Consider the following 19,134-nt stretch of genomic DNA (forward strand, 5'->3'; position numbering starts at 1 on the left):
CTAAAACAAGGAGGGAAAATAGTGGCTAAAAAATCTATGATTGCAAAACAAAAGCGGACAGCTAAGTACCCAGTACAAGAGTATACCCGCTGTGAGCGTTGTGGGCGTCCACACTCAGTTTATCGTAAATTCAAACTTTGCCGTATTTGTTTCCGTGAACTTGCCTATAAAGGTCAAATTCCTGGTGTCAAAAAAGCAAGCTGGTAAAACCCGATTGAGGGAAGGAGGTAAATTTTATGACAATGTCAGATCCAATTGCAGATATGTTAACACGTATTCGTAATGCTAATATGGTCCGCCATGAGAAGCTTGAGCTTCCTGCATCAAACATCAAGACTCAGATTGCAGATATTTTAAAACGTGAGGGCTTTATTCGCGATTACGAAGTGATTAAAGATGATAAACAAGGTGTACTTCGTATGTTCTTGAAATACGGTGCAGCTGATGAACGTGTAATTACTGGTTTGAAACGTATTTCTAAACCTGGTCTACGTGTTTACGCGAAAGCTGATGAGCTTCCACGTGTACTTAACGGACTTGGTATCGCAGTCGTTTCAACTTCAAAAGGTATTCTTACAGATAAAGAAGCACGTGAACAAGCCATTGGTGGCGAGGTTCTCGCGTACGTTTGGTAAGTAGTTTTTAATTAAGATAGGAGGTGCCATGTAGATGTCACGTATAGGTCTTAAAGTTATCGTAATTCCTGAAGGCGTTGAAATCAAAAATGAGAACAACTTTGTGACAGTGAAAGGTCCTAAAGGAACTTTAACACGTCAACTTCACGAAGATATGACAATTAACATCGATGGTAATGAATTAACGGTTGCAAGACCGTCAGATAATAAATTACACAAAGCTTTACACGGTACAACTCGCAGCCTGATCGCAAATATGGTTGAAGGTGTACACAAAGGCTATGAAAAAGCATTAGAAATCCAAGGTGTTGGTTACCGTGCTGCAAAGCAAGGAACTAAGCTTGTATTAAACGCTGGTTATTCTCACCCAGTTGAGATTGACCAACCAGAAGGTATTGAAATTGAAGTACCTGCGAACACAAAAGTTATTGTTAAAGGGATCGACAAGCAATTAGTCGGTGCTGTAGCAGCTGACATTCGTGCCGTACGTAAGCCAGAACCTTACAAAGGTAAAGGGATTCGCTACGTTGACGAATATGTTCGTCGTAAAGAAGGTAAAACTGCTAAATAAGGCAGCTTAATCTGATAACTTAATTCACGTTAGGTTAGTTAGGGAACAGAAAGGAGTGACCTAGATGATCACAAAGCCAGACAAAAACATGGTGCGTAAGAAAAGACATTTACGTGTACGTAAAAACCTTTTTGGTACGCCTGAACGTCCACGTTTAAACGTATACCGTTCAAACAAAAACATTTACGCACAATTAATTGATGATGTAAATGGTGTAACTTTAGCTAGTGCATCAACTGTTGACAAAGCATTCGAAGGCGAAGCTACTGGTAACGTTGAAGCTGCTAAACAAGTAGGAACATTAATCGCGACTCGCGCATTAGATAAAGGCCACAAAAACGTGGTATTTGACCGTGGAGGATACCTCTATCACGGACGTGTACAAGCATTAGCAGATGCTGCCCGTGAAGCAGGTCTTGAATTTTAATAGTAAAAGGAGGGACACACATTGCGTAACTATATCGACCCAAACAATTTAGATTTAGAAGAACGCGTTGTTACAATCAACCGTGTAGCTAAAGTAGTAAAAGGTGGACGTCGTTTCCGTTTTGCGGCTTTAGTGGTTGTAGGAGATAAAAATGGTCACGTTGGCTTTGGTACTGGTAAAGCACAGGAAGTTCCAGATGCTATTAGAAAAGCAATCGATGACGCTAAGAAAAACTTAATCGAAGTTCCACGTGTAGGTACTACTACACCTCACGAAATCACTGGACGCTTTGGTGCTGGAAGCATTTTAATCAAACCAGCTCCAGAAGGTACTGGAGTTATCGCTGGTGGACCAGTTCGTGCCGTACTAGAATTAGCTGGTGTTGGTGATATCGTTTCTAAGTCATTAGGATCAAACACACCAATCAACATGGTACGTGCAACTGTTCAAGGTTTATCTGAACTTAAGCCTGCTGAACACATCGCCAAATTACGCGGTAAATCAGTAGAAGAACTGTTAGGATAAGGAGGGAAAATAAATGGCTAATAAGTTAGAAATTACCCTCACGCGCAGTGTTATCGGTAGAACTGAAACACAAAAGCAAACTGTTAAAGCCTTAGGCTTGAACAAAGTAAATCAATCCGTTGTACGTGAAGATACACCTGCGGTACGAGGTATCATCAATAAAGTATCACACTTAGTAACGGTGAAAGAAGTAAATTAATTTAGCGCAAAGAGGAGGTGCTCGCATGAAACTTCATGAATTGAAGCCATCACAAACTCGCAAGAGCAGAAATCGTGTAGGTCGTGGAATGTCCTCTGGTAACGGAAAGACTTCAGGTCGCGGACATGGCGGTCAAAACTCTCGTTCAGGCGGCGGTACTCGCCCAGGGTTCGAAGGGGGCCAAATGCCTTTATTCCAACGTTTACCAAAACGCGGTTTTACAAATATCAACCGTAAAGAATATGCTGTCATTAATTTAGCAGCACTAAATACATTTGAAGAAGGTACAGAGGTAACACCTGAGCTTTTACTTGAAACAGGTCTTGTAAGCAAGTTAAAAGCTGGCATTAAAGTTCTTGGCAATGGTTCGATTGATAAGAAACTTACTGTAAAAGCTCACAAGTTCTCAGCTTCAGCAAAAGAAGCTATTGAGGCAGCGGGCGGTCAAACTGAGGTGATCTAATGTTCCAAACAATCTCGAATTTCTTTCGTGTGAAGGATATCAGAGACAAAATTTTATTTACATTACTAATGTTGGTTGTGTTTCGGTTAGGTACCTTTATCCCGGTACCTTTCACTGATCGCACCGCGTTAGGTATGATGAATGAACAACAGAATGTGTTTGGATTCCTAAACACATTTGGAGGCGGGGCGTTACAAAACTTCTCCATTTTAGCTATGGGGATTATGCCATACATCACGGCCTCAATTATTATGCAGTTGTTACAAATGGATGTCGTACCAAAGTTTGCTGAGTGGAAAAAACAAGGTGAAGTTGGTCGTCGGAAATTAGCTCAAGTGACACGTTATGCAACGATTGTGCTTGCTTTTATTCAAGCAATTGCTATGTCAATCGGATTTAATGCTATGGTTGGCGGCGGTTTAATCGCTGATCCGGGCGTGGATAAATTCTTAGTCATTGCACTTGTATTAACAGCAGGGACAGCTTTCTTAATGTGGTTAGGTGAGCAAATTACTGCATACGGTGTTGGGAACGGCATTTCAATTATTATCTTTGCAGGTATTGTTGCTGCTATTCCAAATACAATCAACCAAATTATCGCGCAATATTTTACAGGTGTAAGTGATGACGAGTTATTTATTAACGTTGTCATCGTTGCCTTGATTGCGTTAGTTGTATTAGGTGTTACAGTTGGTGTTATCTTCATCCAACAAGCAACACGGAAAATTCCCATTCAATATGCGAAACGTTTAGTTAATCGTTCGCCAGTAGGTGGTCATTCAACACACTTACCACTGAAGGTGAATACAGCAGGTGTTATTCCTGTTATTTTCTCTGTGTCATTCATTATGGCACCTAGAACGATTGCAGGGTTCTTCGATGGCGGTTTTGCTAGTACCATCGAACGCATCTTTGATTATACGCAACCGATTGGTATGGTCATCTATGTTGTTCTTATCATTGCCTTTTCATATTTCTACACATTTGTTCAGTCTAACCCTGAGCAAATGGCAGAGAACTTGAAAAAACAAGGTGGTTACATTCCTGGTATCCGTCCTGGTAAGAAAACTGAAACGTATCTTACTCGCGTTCTTTATCGTTTAACCTTTGTAGGGGCGATTTTCTTAGCTACAGTCGCTGTATTACCAATTATTTTAGGTGGACTTGCGGGACTTCCACAGTCTGTCCAAATTGGCGGTACAAGCATGCTAATCGTTGTTGGTGTAGCACTTCAAACAATGAAACAACTAGAAAGTCAATTAGTAAAACGCCATTATAAAGGCTTTATTAAATAAATAGTCGCTACAACTATGTGAATGAAATGAGAGCGAGGGGAATTGCAGTGAATTTAATTCTAATGGGTCTTCCAGGTGCCGGAAAAGGTACACAAGCTGAAAAGATAGTAGAAAAATATCAGATCCCTCATATTTCGACTGGAGATATGTTCCGTTCAGCAATTAAAGAAGGAACTGACCTTGGTAAAAAAGCAAAGGCATTTATGGATCAAGGAGAACTAGTCCCTGATGAAGTAACCATTGGGATCGTTAAAGAACGATTACAAAAACCGGATTGTGAGAAAGGTTTCTTGTTAGATGGGTTCCCACGTACGATTGCGCAAGCAGAAGCACTTGAGAATTTATTGAAAGAACTTGACTCACCACTAGATTATGTTTTACATGTTGATGTACCACAGGAAAAGCTTGTCGATCGTTTAACTGGTCGTCGTGTTTGCCCAGAATGTGGTGCGACTTATCACGTTCTTTACAACCCACCAAAGGTTGAAGGAAAGTGTGACAATGATGGAGCTGATCTTATCCAACGGGAAGATGATCGTCCTGAAACGGTTTCTAAACGTCTAGAAGTGAACATTGCTCAGCAACAACCACTACTAGATTTTTATGAAGACAAAAACTATCTTGTGAACATAAATGGTGATCAAGACATTAATGTTGTGTTTGAAGACGTAGACAAGCAACTTCAAACGTTGGCATAAACTGTTATCGTGCGAAATTTGCCACGAACATGTCCGTCATGTCGTGGTTAGATTTGCACCAATGATATAGCAATCATCAAGTGATGATTAGAGGCTACTTTTGGTCTCGAAATTAGATAAACTTAGCACCGTTCTTGGTTCGGATATAATTCTAATCGTTGGACGTGTGCACAAAAACATGGTAGAATATAAGCTTGAGAATCAACATGTTTGAACAAATAAGTTCGTTATCTTATAACAAAAACTTAAGTGAAGGTGATCATGTTTGAATGATACGGAGTCGCGTCCCAAGATCGGTCAAGTAGTTCAAATCTTCAAAGGACGAGAAGCAGGTCAATTTGCCATCGTCATAGAGATTGTTGATGATCATTTTGTGCTGCTTGCAGACGGAGAGAAACGGAAGTATGATCGACCAAAGAAGAAGAACTTTAGTCACATCGTACCGATGAATTATATATCTCCAGAGGTTCAAAATAGCCTTCTAGAAACAGGTCGCGTTACGAATGGTAAGCTACGGTTTGCTATATCAAAATTTGTCAAAGAAGTAGTGACTGATTTGAAGAAGGGAGATCAACTCAATGGCCAAAGACGATGCAATTGAAGTAGAAGGTACCGTGGTTGACACGTTACCTAATGCAATGTTCAAAGTTGAATTAGAGAATGGTCACACCGTTCTAGCACATGTGTCTGGTAAAATTCGTATGCACTTTATCCGAATCTTACCTGGAGACAAAGTAACGGTTGAACTTTCTCCATATGATTTAACAAGAGGGCGTATTACGTACCGTTATAAATAATGATAAGCTCCGAATATAGAGGAGGTATGGGTGATGAAGGTAAGACCATCTGTAAAACCAATATGCGAAAAATGTAAGGTTATTCGTCGTAACGGAAAAGTTATGGTAATTTGCGAAAACCCTAAGCATAAACAAAAACAAGGCTAATCAATAAGGAGGTGCAACGATAGTATGGCACGTATTGCAGGTATTGATGTTCCACGTGAGAAACGTGTAGTAATTTCTTTAACTTATATTTATGGTATCGGGAAGAAAACAGCTCAAGATATTCTTAAAGCTGCTGATGTATCAGAAGATACACGTGTACGTGATTTAACTGAAGATGAGTTAACACGTATTCGTACAGAAGTAGACAAGTTTAATACTGAAGGGGATCTTCGTCGTGAAGTTTCACTTAACATTAAACGTCTAATTGAGATCGGTTCATACCGTGGCTTACGCCACCGTCGTGGGTTGCCAGTTCGCGGTCAAAAGACTAAGAACAACGCACGTACACGTAAAGGACCAAGTAAAACAATCGCTAACAAAAAGAAATAAGCTATAAAGGAGGTTAATGATTCTAATGGCTCGTAAAACTAATACACGTAAGAAGCGTGTGAAAAAGAATATTGAGACGGGTATTGCACATATCCGTTCAACATTTAACAACACTATCGTCACAATTACTGATGTTCAAGGTAATGCCATTGCTTGGAGCAGTGCTGGTGCATTAGGTTTCAAAGGTTCACGTAAATCTACGCCATTTGCAGCGCAAATGGCAGCTGAAACTGCAGCAAAATCTGCACAAGAGAACGGTATTAAATCATTAGAAGTAACTGTTAAAGGTCCTGGTGCTGGTCGTGAAGCTGCTATTCGTTCACTTCAAGCTGCAGGTATCGAAGTTACTGCCATTGTCGACGTAACACCAGTTCCTCACAATGGTTGTCGCCCACCAAAACGTCGCCGTGTATAATTTTATCCGTATAGGATTTGTCAGCTTGTCTATAATGGATGATAAATGCTTTCGGTAAAACAGATTAAAGACTTAAAACTTTAACGGTTTTAATTAAGCAGAAAAGTACTGACAGAAAAATACGAATAAAAGATAGTGCAGATACGGGAACTGCCTACCTGAGGAATTTCGGTTAGACAATCGTCTAACCGGGGTTTCGACGTTCAAAGGAGGGTTTTATTAATGATTGAAATCGAAAAACCGAAAATAGAAATTGTAGAGATCGCTGATGATGCTACTTTTGGAAAATTTGTCGTAGAACCACTAGAACGTGGATATGGGACTACACTAGGAAACTCCTTACGTCGTATTCTATTATCCTCATTACCAGGTGCTGCAGTGACATCTATCCAAATCGATGGCGTCCTTCATGAATTCTCAACAATCGATGGGGTTGTTGAAGATGTGACAACAATCATTCTGAACCTCAAAAAATTAGCGCTTAAGATCTACTCAGAAGAGACAAAGACGCTTGAAATTGATGTGTCAGGAGAAGGTGTTGTAACGGCTGCGGACATTACTTATGATAGTGATGTAGAAATTCTTAATCCGGAATTACACATCGCCACTTTAGGTTCGAATGCGCACTTGCGTATGAAAATGACTGCAGAGCGTGGTCGTGGCTACCGCCCGGCAGACGTCAACAATCATGACGATCAGCCAATTGGAGTTATTCCAGTGGATTCGATCTTCACTCCAGTCACACGTTGTACATTCCAAGTGGAAAATACACGTGTTGGTCAGATGACTAATTTCGATAAATTAACATTAGATGTATGGACTGACGGAAGTATTCGTCCTGAAGAAGCAACGTCTTTAGGTGCGAAGATTCTGACAGAACACTTAAATATCTTTGTTGGTTTAACTGATGAAGCACAAAATGCGGAAATCATGATCGAAAAAGAAGAAGACCAAAAAGAAAAAGTATTAGAAATGACGATCGAAGAATTAGATTTATCCGTTCGCTCTTATAATTGCTTAAAGCGTGCAGGTATTAACTCTGTACAAGAACTTGCCGATAAATCTGAGGACGATATGATGAAAGTTCGTAACTTAGGTCGTAAATCACTTGAAGAAGTGAAGAATAAGTTAACAGACTTAGGGCTTGGCCTTCGTAAAGAAGAATAGTCTTAAATCTTGATCGAGATTTAAATAAAAGGAGGGATAATCGATGGCTAGAAAACTAGGGAGAACGACTGATGCACGTATGGCATTACTTCGTAACCTTGCAACTGACTTGATTATTCATGAACGCATTGAAACAACTGAAGCGAAAGCTAAAGATCTACGTTCAGTAGTTGAGAAAATGATTACATTAGGTAAACGTGGTGACCTTCATGCTCGCCGTCAAGCAGCTTCATTCCTTTATCGTAAAGATGCAAGCGAAACTGAAGATGCTGTACAAAAGTTATTTAATGATGTCGCAAAACGTTACGAAGACCGCCAAGGTGGATATACTCGCGTATTAAAACTTGGAGAGCGTCGCGGTGACGGTGCTAAAATGGCGATTATTGAGTTAGTCTAACTTAATAAGATGAATGAAGGGCAGGATGATCTCTTTCGAGGTGACTCCAGGCCCTTTTTTTGTAGCTAAATAAACAAAAATCGTGGTGTGTACTGTCGTCAAGGTATTGATGTGAACCATTCATTAATTTAGCTATTGTATAAGCAATTGCTTTAAGAATGTGATAAAATTAGCAGTTAAGAGCATCAATCGTCGCAATGATACGATAACTATAGAGACTGATAAATCATTTCCTAGGAAATAATTTGTCGATATTGGGGGAATGAAAATGACTTTAAATCAAGTAATCTTTGACAATGTGTCATTTCGTTATGCAGAAGACCAACCGTGGGTCCTTAAAAATGTGAGCTTTTCAATCAAACAAGATGAATGGGTCGCCATTTTAGGTCACAACGGTTCGGGTAAATCAACGATTGCTAAATTAATGAATGGGTTATTGTTTCCTGATGAGGGGGCTATTTATGTACATGGTATGGAGGTTACACCTGAAACGGTATGGGATGTTCGCGAAAAGGTTGGGATGGTCTTTCAAAATCCGGATAACCAATTTGTCGGTACCACAGTAAGAGACGATGTCGCTTTTGGACTAGAAAACCGCGGGATTGACCGTCGGATCATGCTGAATCGGATTGAAGATAGTTTGACGAGTGTACGGATGTCGGATTATTTATTCCATGAACCCCACCGTCTGTCAGGAGGACAGAAACAGCGCGTGGCGATTGCGGGTGTCCTCGCGATTCAACCAGAACTGATTATCCTGGATGAAGCAACAGCGATGCTTGACCCAAGAGGTAGAAAAGATATTATGATGACCGTCAATGATTTAAGAGAAGAGACAAAGGTTAATCTAGTAAGCATCACACATGATCTAAATGAAATTGTAGGAGCGGATCGCGTTATTGTTATGAATGAGGGTGAAATCTGGCTAGAGACTGTGCCGCGGGAACTTTTCAAACAAGAAGAAGCACTACGCCAGATTGGCTTAGATGTCCCATTTACAGCGAAAGTAACGAATCGATTAAAAGATATAATGGACTTTGATCAACAACCATTAACACAAAAGGAGCTATTAGATCAACTATGGACATTTCATTCAAAGAAGTAAGTCATACGTATCAACCGAATAGCCCTTTTGAGTATCATGCATTAAAAGATTTATCTTTTCATATTCAGTCGGGACAATTTGTGGCGATTGTTGGCCATACAGGTTCTGGTAAGTCAACGTTGATTCAGCATCTTAATGGTTTATTAAAACCAACATCAGGCGAAGTGAAGATTGGTGACTATCGGTTAAAAGCAGATGAAAAAACGGCAAATATTAAAGGATTACGTGAAAAAGTAGGTGTCGTTTTTCAATATCCTGAACACCAACTGTTTGAAGAAACGATTGAAAAAGATATTGCCTTTGGACCGAAAAACTTTGGCGCAACGGATGATGAGATCAAAGCCCGTCTACCTAAAGTGTTAGGAGCTGTTAATATAGACGCATCACTACTCAATCGTTCGCCGTTTGATCTTAGTGGTGGCCAAATGCGTCGCGTCGCGATTGCCGGTGTCTTGGCGATGGAACCAGAGGTTCTCGTCTTAGATGAACCAACGGCAGGACTTGATCCTAAGGGGCAACAAGAAGTGATGGATATGTTTTACCGATTACATCATGAAAAAGGCTTAACGACAATCCTCGTGACGCATAGTATGGAAGATGCCTTAAAGTATGCCGATCATGTGATTATTTTAGAACAAGGAAAGAAACATTTAGAAGGTAAACCTGAAACGATTTTTGTACAAAAAGATCGCTTAAAACAAGTCCAACTTGATGTGCCAGAAGAAATTCAGTTTTTAATGGATTTAGAGGCGCGACTAGGGATAAAAATAACCTATGATAAGCATTCTATTGATGACCTAGTTAAAGAGATCAAAGCACAATTAGGAGGTGGCAGGTAATGGCGAGTTCACTTATTATTGGCCAATATGTGCCGGCTGATTCTGTTGTGCACAAACTCGACCCGAGAACGAAAATTATGATGATTTTTACGTTTGTGATTATTGTGTTCTTTGCGAATAATGCCTATAGTTATCTGTGGCTAACGGTTTTTAGTTTATCGGCTGCGGCACTAACAAAAGTAAAACCGCGCTTTTTACTTAAAGGACTTAAACCCGTCTGGTTCTTAATTGTATTTACCTTCTTGTTGCATTTGTTTGTGACACGCGAAGGAGATGTGTTAACAACGCTGCTAGGATTTCCTGTTTATTCAGGGGCACTGATTCAAGGTTTCCAAATTTCATTGCGGTTTTTCTTATTAATCTTAGTCACGTCGTTATTGACATTAACAACGACCCCGATTGAAATTACCGATGCGATCGAAACATTGCTGCATCCATTAAAGAAAATTAAATTTCCCGTCCATGAATTGGCTTTGATGATGTCGATTTCCTTAAGATTTATTCCGACCTTAATGCAAGAAACAGAAAAAATTTCAAAAGCACAGGCCTCCCGTGGGGTAGATTTTAAGACCGGACCACTGAAAGAACGTATTCAAGCGGTTGTACCATTACTCGTACCTCTGTTTGTGAGTGCTTTTAAGCGAGCCGAAGAGTTAGCAATGGCTATGGAAGCAAGAGGTTATCGTGGTGGGGAAGGACGTACACGTTTAAGAGAACTAGAGATTGTTGCGCGTGATTATGTCGCCATTGGTTTGTTTTTAGTTGTAATGGTAGGATTATTTTATCTTAGAACGTAACTCAGGGCGCGTGTTATAAATCATTGATTACTGGCATTATCTACGCGGATTATGCCAGGTTTTAATGTGTGACGATCGACTGCAAATCGTGCCATAAATAAAAAGGGGTGTACGGATGTATACAAAAGATCAATTAAAACAACAACTTGTTGACATGGGTTTAAAGCCGTCTGACACTGTGCTTATTCATTCATCGATGAAAGCCATTGGCGAAGTAGAAAATAGAGCTGACGGTGTCTTAGACGTCTTAATCGATTACTTTAAAGAAGGTCTCTTAATTTTTCCGACCCATACGTGGGAACAGATGGGTGAGAGAAAGTTGCTCTTTGATCCAAAGACAGAGCCTAGCTGTGTCGGGATATTGCCTAATCTTTTTCTGAAAAGAGAAGGGGTTAGTCGTTCGTTACACCCGACCCATTCGGTGGCAGCCATTGGGGAGAACAGAGAAAAGTATTTAAAAGATGATACACACGGAACGCCGTGTCATCGCTACGGCTGTTTTGGTAAGTTATATGATTACAAGACAAAGTTGTTATTTATCGGTGTGGGGATGGATAAAAATACGTTTCTTCATAGTGTGGAAGAATGGATGGATGTTCCTGACCGGTTAACAGATCGACCGGTACGATTTAAAGTCAAACTGCCTAACGGAGCCCAACATCACGCAGCAACTTATCGGCATCTAAAAGGTGGGATTTCCGATAAGTACGTAAAAATGACTGAACCATTTCTTGAAGCAGGCTGTATGACAACCGCGCGATTTGGCGCGGCTGATTGTTATGTCGGTGATGCGGTGAAGATGGCAGATTTAGCGGTGCAATATTTAGAACGTGATTTACATTTATTCGATGATTTTTCACCGGTACCCGTCTCATGGTACAAAGATGAGCAGTCAAACGAGTAAGGAAAAAGTAACAAAGGATGATCAATATGCGTTTACTGGCTAGGGTGAGTTATGATGGCACGCGTTATCGTGGCTATCAAGTGCAGCCTAATCAACTAACGGTGCAAGCTGTGATTGAGGCAGCCTTAACCCGTATTCATAAAGGAGAACAAGTAAAGATTACCGCCTCAGGTCGAACAGATGCTGGGGTTCATGCGCTAGGACAAGCGTTTCACTTTGATAGTACGTTAATGATTCCTGAAGGGAATTGGGTGCGGGCTATAAATAGCCAGTTACCAGATGATATTGTTATTACCGACGTTCATCAAGTGGCGGATGATTTCCATGCACGCTTTGATGTGCTCGAGAAGTGGTATGAGTATCGTATGTATAATACCACACTCATCGACCCCTTTAAACGTCATTATAGCCATTATGTGAGAGGGCCGTTGGATGTCGTCGCGATGAATAAAGCCTGTCAGTATTTAGTTGGTACACATGACTTTACCGCCTTTTGTGCTTCTAAAAGTAATGTAAAGGACTCTAAAGTACGAACGATTTTTCATGCGACGTGTGAATACCAAGCGGATGAGATTATTTTTACGATCAGTGGCAGTGGCTTTTTATACAACATGGTGCGAATTATCACCGGTAGTTTAATCGACGTTGGACAAGGGCGAAAACCGCCGGAAGTTATAAGGCAAGCACTCGAGAATTTTGACAGAAATACCCTCGGTAAAACCGCGCCAGCTAAAGGATTATACTTAAAACACGTTGTTTATGATGTAAATGAAAAAAAGTTTTGAAAAAAACAACGGAACCGGGTGAACAGCTATTGACAATCGTCGTTATTTAGGATAAGATGGTCTATGGCATTTTATTTCTATACCACGATTAGCCCCGGAAAGTTAATTGTGTAGAATATAAGATCAAACCAATATAATTGGACAAAAAAACATCGAAAGACAAGATATACAGGAGGGTAATGAATATGCGCACAACTTTCATGGCAAATGAAACTAACATTGAACGCAAATGGCTTGTAGTTGATGCTGAAGGCAAAACACTTGGTCGTTTATCAAGTGAAGTCGCTGCACTACTACGTGGTAAGCATAAAGTAACTTACACACCACACGTTGACACTGGTGATCACGTAATTATCATCAACGCAGAGAAAATCGAATTAACTGGTAACAAACTTCAAGACAAAATGTATCATCGTCACTCAAATCACCCAGGTGGCTTAAAAAGCACATCAGCAGGTGAAATGCGTGAGAAGAAACCTGAGAGAATGTTAGAACTAACAATCAAAGGTATGCTTCCAAAAGGTAAATTAGGTCGTAAAATGGCTAAAAAACTTCACGTATTCCGTGGAGCAGAACACACACATGCAGCACAAAAACCAGAAGTTTACGAACTTCGCGGATAATTTAAAGGAGGTAACGAATAGTGGCACAAGTACAATACTACGGTACCGGACGCCGTAAAAGTTCAACAGCTCGCGTACGTTTAGTACCTGGGACTGGTCAAATTACAGTAAATAATCGTGATGCGGAAAGCTATTTCCCATATGAAACATTACGTACAATCATCAAGCAACCTCTAGTATCAACAGAAACTGAAGGTACTTATGATGTATTAGTTAACGTACATGGTGGTGGATTCACAGGTCAAGCAGGTGCAATCCGTCATGGTGTATCTCGTGCATTATTAGAAGCAGATCCAGAATATCGTGCAACTCTTAAGCGTGCTGGATTCCTAACACGTGACGCTCGTATGAAAGAGCGTAAGAAGCCAGGTCTTAAAGGCGCACGTCGTGCACCACAATTCTCAAAACGTTAATATTTGCAAGAATCTCAAAAAGAATCTCTTTTCCAAAAAGGGGTTCTTTTTTTCGGTAACTTAGTCTAACGACGACGTCTGATGAGGATGAATTATCGACTGATTAGTACAGTCGTAAACATTAAATATAGTATATGTATGACAGTATGGCTATTATACGAACGCACAACAGGAGGAAGAAGATGAATAAACGCTGGACAATTGATGAGATTAGACATTATGTAGAAACAAAAACAGATGCGCAATTACTATCGACTGAATACCACGGCTACTCACAAAAGTTATTATTTAAATGTGCTTGTGGCAATAACTTTGAAAAAACATGGACGAAATTTAAAACGAAGAAACAACACACGTGTGGTGAGTGTTAATACAGTCATATTGATTGGGTAATTTAAGGGCGACTTTCTTAAAAAAGAGAGTGGCTCTTTTTTAATACTACGGATAGCGAGTATGGATATCGCTCCTGAACTGATTCAGAATATAAAACACTAGGTATAAAAAAGTATAAACGTGAAATAATAACGATAATTAAATGGATAGGAGGTTTTAAAAGGTGGGAGTATTATCAACATCACCAACAACGATGGATCATTGCATTAGCCTATGTGTAAAGTGCACGCGAGCATGTGAAGAGTGCACAACGGCTTGTTTAAAAGAACCAGATGTTCAGGCGAGAATACATTGTCTCGACATCCTTCATGACTGTGCGGAAATATGTTTACAATCAATGGCTTTCATGTCTCGACAAAGTAAGTTTTACAAACAACACTGTCAACTGTGTGCGGATATGTGTGAAGCCTGCGCAGTCGAATGTGAAAAGTTTAAGGATAGTCATTGCCAAGAATGTGCACAAATTTGTCGTGAGTGTGCAGAAGCCTGTAAGAACATGGCTTCATAAAATAATCCATCAGGTTAAATGAAGAATGGAGCTATACCTTAAAAGGTATGAGCTCTATTTTTTAATGTACTTAAATATGTTAGAATGTGACATTATGGTAGGATGTATAAAGTCAAAATAAGAAATGACTATCAACCTATTAACATTGACCTTTATTTGCCGATATTAAGTAAAAGTATGGATAAATATTATAACCAAATACATATAAGGTTTTCCTTATAAATACGTACGTGGGGTGAAAGGGCTTTGAGTAGAGTATTAGTTGCGAAACAACCGATTTTAGATCGTCAGAGAAAACTATATGCGTATGAATTGCTATATCGATCAGACCGCGTGAATCAACTGTGGGATGGTGATAGAGCGACAGTGGAAGTCGTGATTAATGCTTTTTTGAATATAGGTATTGATCAAATCGCCGGTCACTACCCAGTATTTATAAACTTCACAGAAACGTTATTATTGTCAGAGCGGTTTGAAGATGTCGCGCCTCAAGATATTGTCATTGAAATTTTGGAAGATGTTCAACTAACCCCTCGTATGATCACCAAAATTAAACGACTAAAAAAACGGGGGTATCGCTTAGCGTTAGATGATGTGACGCAATCCATCTATAATAAATGGGAAAAAGCTGATGTTATTCATTGTTTAACATACTTGAAAGTAGATTTTTTAACGACGACGCGTTTCGATCAAGAACGAATTGTCAAACAGATGCAGCTTCACCATCCATCAGTTAGTTTAATTGCGGAAAAGATTGAAACGATGGATGATTTTGATTTCGCTAAACGTATCGGCTACCATCTATTTCAAGGCTTTTTCTTTATGGAGCCAGAAGTATTAGAGACATTCGAAATTCCTGCGTATTACTTATCTTATATTAATTTGGTTAAAGAAATTGAACGTAATGATGTGGAGTTATTGACACTCGCAAAAACGATTCAAAAAGATTTATCGCTGTCTTATAAATTGCTTAAACTTATTAATTCACCGGCTTACAGGCGAATTCAAAAGGTCAACTTCATTGAACGAGCCGTTGTCTTATTAGGACAGCAGGAGTTGAAGAAATGGTTATATATATTAGCATTAAGAGATATGTCTGAAAAACAGGGGATGGCACATGTTGGGCCGCTGATTAAAAGTTCTTATTATCGTGCCAAGATGTGTGAGAACTTAGCAGAGCATTTATTACCCCATCAAACACAAGAGGCTTTTTTAGTCGGTTACTTCTCTCAACTGCCAGCGATTTTACGACAACCAATGGATAAATTACTTCAGGCGTTATCGCTCAACGACACGATTGAAACAGCACTAACAGAACGACAAAGTCCGCTGACAGACTTTTTGCGCTTAGCCATCAGCTATGAACAAGTTGACTGGCAAGCAGTGGATGTCCTAACTGAGCAATTAAATTTAACTGAAGCGGACGTTCAAACGTGTTATAAGGAAGCAAACGGCTGGGTGTATACGTTATTTAAAGCAAATTAACAATAATTTATTCCTATAAGAGAGGTGGTCACGCCTGTTCTTGTAGGTTTTTTGTGTAGTAAAGCTTCATACAAAGACACACACTTTCATAGATTGATTAAGAAACAGTCTTATCTTGAGAAAGGTGTGGTCAGGTGAAGCGGGTCAAGTTCATTGGATGGTTACTCTCTTTTGTGTGTTTAGTAGGTATTATTAGTGTGATGATGTATCAAGATGTGACGCCTGTCTATAGTTCCTTACCACTTGGAGATATACATGTGGTTATTGATCCTGGTCATGGTGGGATGGATGCTGGGGCGAGTTATCAAGAGGTATTAGAGAAAGATTTATCGCTGTCAATCAGCCTAAAGCTGCGTGATTATTTGGTGTTACAAGGTGCAGATGTGACGCTAACCCGTGAGGCGGATTATGACTTAAGTAAACCGAGTGATACAAGCGTACGTGAAAAAAAGCGGTCAGATATATATAAGCGTGTGAAGATAGTAGAAGACCAAGCACCCGATCTTGTGGTGTCCATTCACCTAAATGCGATAGAAGAATCGATATGGCGAGGGGCTCAGACGTTTTATTACCCAACCAATGTGGAAGGTGAAAAATTGGCCGCATCGATTCAAGCCTCGCTTATTAAACGGTTAAAAAACACCACACGCGAGATTCAAGCCATTCAGGGTGTGTATTTATTAAAACAAGTAACAGTACCCATGGCCCTCGTTGAGGTCGGTTTTTTATCTAACGAGAAAGAACGAGCCTTACTCTTATCTGAGGACTACCAAGAAAAAGTCGCACGGAGTATTTTTTACGGCATGGTAAATTATCTGTCCACTAAAGAGAAATAGGAATATGTTATACTACTTTGTAATAGTCGATACAGCATAAGGGGGAAGACTGTGATGAAAAAACAACAAGTGATGACAATTTTAAGACCGGTCCAAGACCCGTTTATACATAAACGTTTTGTGGAAACGGATGCGATTAAGTTAGTTGAAGTGGATGAAACGACGGGTAAGGTGACGATTGAATTAGCATTAAGTCAACTGAATCAACCGGAAAATGATCGGTTAAAAAAAGAGCTCACCAATAAATTAATACAAGCTGGTGCAAGTGACGTCGCGATTCACTTCACTCAGTTACCTGAAGAACAGTTGAAAAAATATCCGCAATATCAAGTGATGATGTCACCGTTATTAAACGGAGAAGCAAAAACAACGTTTCTTGCGATTGCCAGTGGTAAAGGCGGCGTTGGTAAATCAACCATCACCGCCAATCTCGCGGCTAATTTAGCGCGTCTTGGTAAAAAGGTTGGTATTATTGATGCGGATATTTATGGATTTAGTATTCCTCATATGATGGGGGTAACGAAAAAACCGACCTTACAAGGAAATAAAATTATTCCAGTAGAAGCTCATGGCGTAAAAATCATGTCAATGGATTTTTTTGTTGAAGGAAATGATCCGGTTATTTGGCGTGGTCCGCGTCTTGGTAAAATGCTTAATAGCTTTTTTATTGAAGTAGATTGGGGAGAGTTAGACTATTTATTGTTAGATTTACCTCCAGGTACAGGAGATATGGCGCTAAATGTTCATACAACGTTGCCGACGTCAAAAGAAATTATTGTGACAACGCCGCACGAAACAGCCGCCCATGTAGCATCACGTGCTGGTAAGATGGCGCGTAATACCAATCATGAGATTGTCGGAGTGGTCGAAAATATGTCTTATTTCGAAAGTCAAACGACGCATGAACGTGAATATATCTTCGGTAAAGGTGGTGGCGAGTGGCTAGCAAAAGAGCTAACAGCCCCGTTGCTTGCTGAGATTCCGTTAGGTCAACCGAATAATGATAATACTGGCTCTATTTATGCGAAGGATGAAGTGATTGGTAAGATCTATTATCAGATGGCAGAAGTGGTCATTAACGAAATAGAAAATAAGTAACGCCTAAGTGTATTCACATTAGAAGAGGCGGCAAACAAAAGAAAAGCTGAAGGTGAGGTATTAATCAATACGCTCAATCTTTAGCTTTTCTTCTTCAAATAATAATTGTGTCAGTGGTAAGATTTGAAACCCTTCAGTAGTAAGGTAGTCACCGATTGCCTGAATCAAGAAAGTCCCGTTAACAAGATCCTGATGCAAATCGATGGCGATGATATCACCTGGTCTAATGGTTTGTTTCAATGTCTGTTTGAGTTGTTCGTTAAAAGGTTGATGGGGTTCTGTAAGTGTGAGTGAAGCTCCGATTGTAGTGTGGCCACTTTCGGCGGTCTCTTTAAGGTGGTTTGAGTTAGCATAAGGCTGTCTTAAAAAGTGAATACCATCAGGTATCGTTATGGTTGTTTCCTTCTTACGATTAATCAGCCCACCCCAATCAAATAAGTCTTCTAATTCTTCGGATCGGTCAGAAGTGGCTTTGTCAAAAGAGATTTGTTTTAAGAGATCTAAAGGTAAGAAAAGTGTCACCGAGACGCTAGAATCTTTTAGTGCATCTAATAGATAGGGCAAGCTATCTTTGTCTCCTGTATAATTTATAGTGAGACTGATGGCTTTGTCGTAGCGATGAACATGATGGATTGCCGCTGGAGGTGGGGATGGCAAATAAACGAGACGTGTCTCTGAGAGGGCTTCTTTAATAAAGGTGACATAAAGAGAAGATATAATTAGCATAATTGATACGATAAAGGTGAAGCGGTAAAGTGTTTTTTTATGCAAGGTAATAAACATGTGCTGCACCTTCTTTCTTAGATGAGTATTTTTCTCATGTTACGTCAGTCTATGATAGATGAAAAAAATTCAGAACGTTTGTGTTTAAAAGTGATGAATGAGGGGTATAAACATATTGTGGCTTAAGCGATGAGATAAGGCTTTATCGTAAAAAACATCGTTTGACAACTTTTTTTGCGAAAAGTATTGCAAGGAAAAATTAGATATGCTATATTAGTTTCTGTTGTCGCAAACAACACGTCAAAAACAATAAAATTTCATCAAACATTTATTTAAAAAAGTTCTTGACGAAAACATAAAACGATGATAAGATAATTCTCGTCGTTAAAAACGGCAACACACAATTGACCATTGAAAACTGAATAACACACACAGTAATGTTAAGAAATAAAGTAAGACAAGCTAGTGCTTGAAACCAGAGTAAAGTATTACTCATCAA

29 protein-coding genes are annotated in these 19,134 nt (G+C 39.7%); 28 read left to right on the forward strand and 1 reads right to left on the reverse strand.

From position 1 onward, the window contains the following. Positions 1–21: 21 nt before the first annotated feature. From BM390_RS10625 to salA, 28 genes are all read left to right on the forward strand, one after another. Positions 22–207 (forward strand): type Z 30S ribosomal protein S14, encoded by a 186-nt coding sequence (locus BM390_RS10625; protein WP_062321786.1) that lies wholly within the window; start codon positions 22–24, stop codon positions 205–207. A gap of 29 nt (positions 208–236) precedes the next feature. Further along, entirely contained in the window at positions 237–635 is a 399-nt protein-coding gene (gene rpsH / locus BM390_RS10630) for a 30S ribosomal protein S8 (RefSeq protein WP_062321788.1), read from the forward strand. Positions 636–669: 34 nt separating this feature from the next. Beyond that, positions 670–1,206 carry a 50S ribosomal protein L6 gene (gene rplF, locus BM390_RS10635; RefSeq protein ID WP_062321790.1) on the forward strand — a complete coding sequence of 179 codons (537 nt, stop codon included), beginning with the start codon at positions 670–672 and terminating at the stop codon, positions 1,204–1,206. Positions 1,207–1,270: 64 nt separating this feature from the next. Beyond that, a complete protein-coding gene (gene rplR / locus BM390_RS10640; RefSeq protein ID WP_062321792.1) occupies positions 1,271–1,633 on the forward strand; it encodes a 50S ribosomal protein L18 in 363 nt (120 codons plus the stop codon). Between the two features lie 21 nt (positions 1,634–1,654). Then, entirely contained in the window at positions 1,655–2,158 is a 504-nt protein-coding gene (gene rpsE / locus BM390_RS10645; RefSeq protein ID WP_062321794.1) for a 30S ribosomal protein S5, read from the forward strand. Positions 2,159–2,171: 13 nt separating this feature from the next. After that, positions 2,172–2,357: a 50S ribosomal protein L30 gene (gene rpmD, locus BM390_RS10650; RefSeq protein WP_062321796.1), complete on the forward strand. Its 186-nt coding sequence runs from the start codon at positions 2,172–2,174 to the stop codon at positions 2,355–2,357. A 25-nt stretch (positions 2,358–2,382) separates the two neighbouring features. After that, on the forward strand, positions 2,383–2,820 hold the full coding sequence (gene rplO, locus BM390_RS10655) for a 50S ribosomal protein L15 (RefSeq protein ID WP_062321798.1): 438 nt from the start codon (positions 2,383–2,385) through the stop codon (positions 2,818–2,820). Beyond that, positions 2,820–4,115, forward strand: a complete 1,296-nt coding sequence (gene secY / locus BM390_RS10660) for a preprotein translocase subunit SecY (protein WP_062321800.1) — start codon at positions 2,820–2,822, stop codon at positions 4,113–4,115. Before rplO ends, secY begins: the two co-directional genes overlap by 1 nt. Before the next feature lie 47 nt (positions 4,116–4,162). Then, positions 4,163–4,813, forward strand: a complete 651-nt coding sequence (locus BM390_RS10665) for an adenylate kinase (protein ID WP_062321802.1) — start codon at positions 4,163–4,165, stop codon at positions 4,811–4,813. Positions 4,814–5,078: 265 nt separating this feature from the next. Further along, on the forward strand, positions 5,079–5,414 hold the full coding sequence (locus BM390_RS10670; RefSeq protein WP_062321805.1) for a KOW domain-containing RNA-binding protein: 336 nt from the start codon (positions 5,079–5,081) through the stop codon (positions 5,412–5,414). Next, a complete protein-coding gene (infA, locus tag BM390_RS10675) occupies positions 5,392–5,610 on the forward strand; it encodes a translation initiation factor IF-1 (RefSeq protein ID WP_062321807.1) in 219 nt (72 codons plus the stop codon). Before BM390_RS10670 ends, infA begins: the two co-directional genes overlap by 23 nt. Positions 5,611–5,643: 33 nt before the next feature. Then, positions 5,644–5,757 (forward strand): 50S ribosomal protein L36, encoded by a 114-nt coding sequence (gene rpmJ, locus BM390_RS10680; protein WP_017473641.1) that lies wholly within the window; start codon positions 5,644–5,646, stop codon positions 5,755–5,757. Between the two features lie 24 nt (positions 5,758–5,781). Next, a complete protein-coding gene (gene rpsM, locus BM390_RS10685; RefSeq protein ID WP_062321809.1) occupies positions 5,782–6,147 on the forward strand; it encodes a 30S ribosomal protein S13 in 366 nt (121 codons plus the stop codon). A gap of 25 nt (positions 6,148–6,172) precedes the next feature. After that, complete coding sequence (rpsK, locus tag BM390_RS10690) at positions 6,173–6,562, forward strand: 30S ribosomal protein S11 (RefSeq protein ID WP_062321811.1); 390 nt, start codon at positions 6,173–6,175, stop codon at positions 6,560–6,562. Between the two features lie 222 nt (positions 6,563–6,784). Next, positions 6,785–7,729: a DNA-directed RNA polymerase subunit alpha gene (locus BM390_RS10695; RefSeq protein WP_089854721.1), complete on the forward strand. Its 945-nt coding sequence runs from the start codon at positions 6,785–6,787 to the stop codon at positions 7,727–7,729. 43 nt (positions 7,730–7,772) lie between these two features. Beyond that, positions 7,773–8,126 carry a 50S ribosomal protein L17 gene (gene rplQ, locus BM390_RS10700; protein ID WP_062321816.1) on the forward strand — a complete coding sequence of 118 codons (354 nt, stop codon included), beginning with the start codon at positions 7,773–7,775 and terminating at the stop codon, positions 8,124–8,126. A gap of 268 nt (positions 8,127–8,394) precedes the next feature. Further along, positions 8,395–9,231 (forward strand): energy-coupling factor ABC transporter ATP-binding protein, encoded by an 837-nt coding sequence (locus BM390_RS10705; RefSeq protein ID WP_062321818.1) that lies wholly within the window; start codon positions 8,395–8,397, stop codon positions 9,229–9,231. Further along, entirely contained in the window at positions 9,207–10,070 is an 864-nt protein-coding gene (locus BM390_RS10710) for an energy-coupling factor ABC transporter ATP-binding protein (RefSeq protein ID WP_089854724.1), read from the forward strand. The genes BM390_RS10705 and BM390_RS10710 overlap by 25 nt, the downstream gene beginning before the upstream one ends. Next, on the forward strand, positions 10,070–10,867 hold the full coding sequence (locus tag BM390_RS10715) for an energy-coupling factor transporter transmembrane component T family protein (protein WP_089854726.1): 798 nt from the start codon (positions 10,070–10,072) through the stop codon (positions 10,865–10,867). Before BM390_RS10710 ends, BM390_RS10715 begins: the two co-directional genes overlap by 1 nt. A gap of 115 nt (positions 10,868–10,982) precedes the next feature. Beyond that, positions 10,983–11,771: an AAC(3) family N-acetyltransferase gene (locus tag BM390_RS10720; RefSeq protein WP_089854729.1), complete on the forward strand. Its 789-nt coding sequence runs from the start codon at positions 10,983–10,985 to the stop codon at positions 11,769–11,771. Positions 11,772–11,797: 26 nt separating this feature from the next. Further along, the gene (gene truA, locus BM390_RS10725) at positions 11,798–12,556 is read left to right on the forward strand and encodes a tRNA pseudouridine(38-40) synthase TruA (protein ID WP_089854732.1); all 759 of its coding nucleotides are present in this window, start codon (positions 11,798–11,800) and stop codon (positions 12,554–12,556) included. Positions 12,557–12,741: 185 nt separating this feature from the next. Next, on the forward strand, positions 12,742–13,179 hold the full coding sequence (gene rplM, locus BM390_RS10730) for a 50S ribosomal protein L13 (RefSeq protein ID WP_062321824.1): 438 nt from the start codon (positions 12,742–12,744) through the stop codon (positions 13,177–13,179). 20 nt (positions 13,180–13,199) lie between these two features. After that, the gene (gene rpsI / locus BM390_RS10735; protein WP_062321826.1) at positions 13,200–13,592 is read left to right on the forward strand and encodes a 30S ribosomal protein S9; all 393 of its coding nucleotides are present in this window, start codon (positions 13,200–13,202) and stop codon (positions 13,590–13,592) included. Between the two features lie 182 nt (positions 13,593–13,774). Continuing rightward, complete coding sequence (locus BM390_RS10740) at positions 13,775–13,963, forward strand: hypothetical protein (protein WP_062321828.1); 189 nt, start codon at positions 13,775–13,777, stop codon at positions 13,961–13,963. Positions 13,964–14,178: 215 nt separating this feature from the next. Further along, the gene (locus tag BM390_RS15910) at positions 14,179–14,493 is read left to right on the forward strand and encodes a four-helix bundle copper-binding protein (protein WP_062321841.1); all 315 of its coding nucleotides are present in this window, start codon (positions 14,179–14,181) and stop codon (positions 14,491–14,493) included. A gap of 246 nt (positions 14,494–14,739) precedes the next feature. Then, the gene (locus BM390_RS10750) at positions 14,740–15,978 is read left to right on the forward strand and encodes an EAL and HDOD domain-containing protein (protein WP_089854735.1); all 1,239 of its coding nucleotides are present in this window, start codon (positions 14,740–14,742) and stop codon (positions 15,976–15,978) included. A gap of 134 nt (positions 15,979–16,112) precedes the next feature. After that, a complete protein-coding gene (gene cwlD, locus BM390_RS10755; protein ID WP_062321832.1) occupies positions 16,113–16,814 on the forward strand; it encodes an N-acetylmuramoyl-L-alanine amidase CwlD in 702 nt (233 codons plus the stop codon). A gap of 51 nt (positions 16,815–16,865) precedes the next feature. Continuing rightward, the gene (salA, locus tag BM390_RS10760) at positions 16,866–17,912 is read left to right on the forward strand and encodes an iron-sulfur carrier protein/transcriptional regulator SalA (protein ID WP_089854738.1); all 1,047 of its coding nucleotides are present in this window, start codon (positions 16,866–16,868) and stop codon (positions 17,910–17,912) included. 60 nt (positions 17,913–17,972) lie between these two features. Here salA and BM390_RS10765 read toward each other — a convergent pair whose 3' ends face one another. Then, the gene (locus BM390_RS10765) at positions 17,973–18,695 is read right to left on the reverse strand and encodes a hypothetical protein (RefSeq protein WP_062321834.1); all 723 of its coding nucleotides are present in this window, start codon (positions 18,693–18,695) and stop codon (positions 17,973–17,975) included. Positions 18,696–19,134 lie beyond the last annotated feature (439 nt).

The organism is Halolactibacillus miurensis (assembly GCF_900116255.1).
Classification (GTDB): Bacteria; Bacillota; Bacilli; order Bacillales; family Amphibacillaceae; genus Halolactibacillus; species Halolactibacillus miurensis.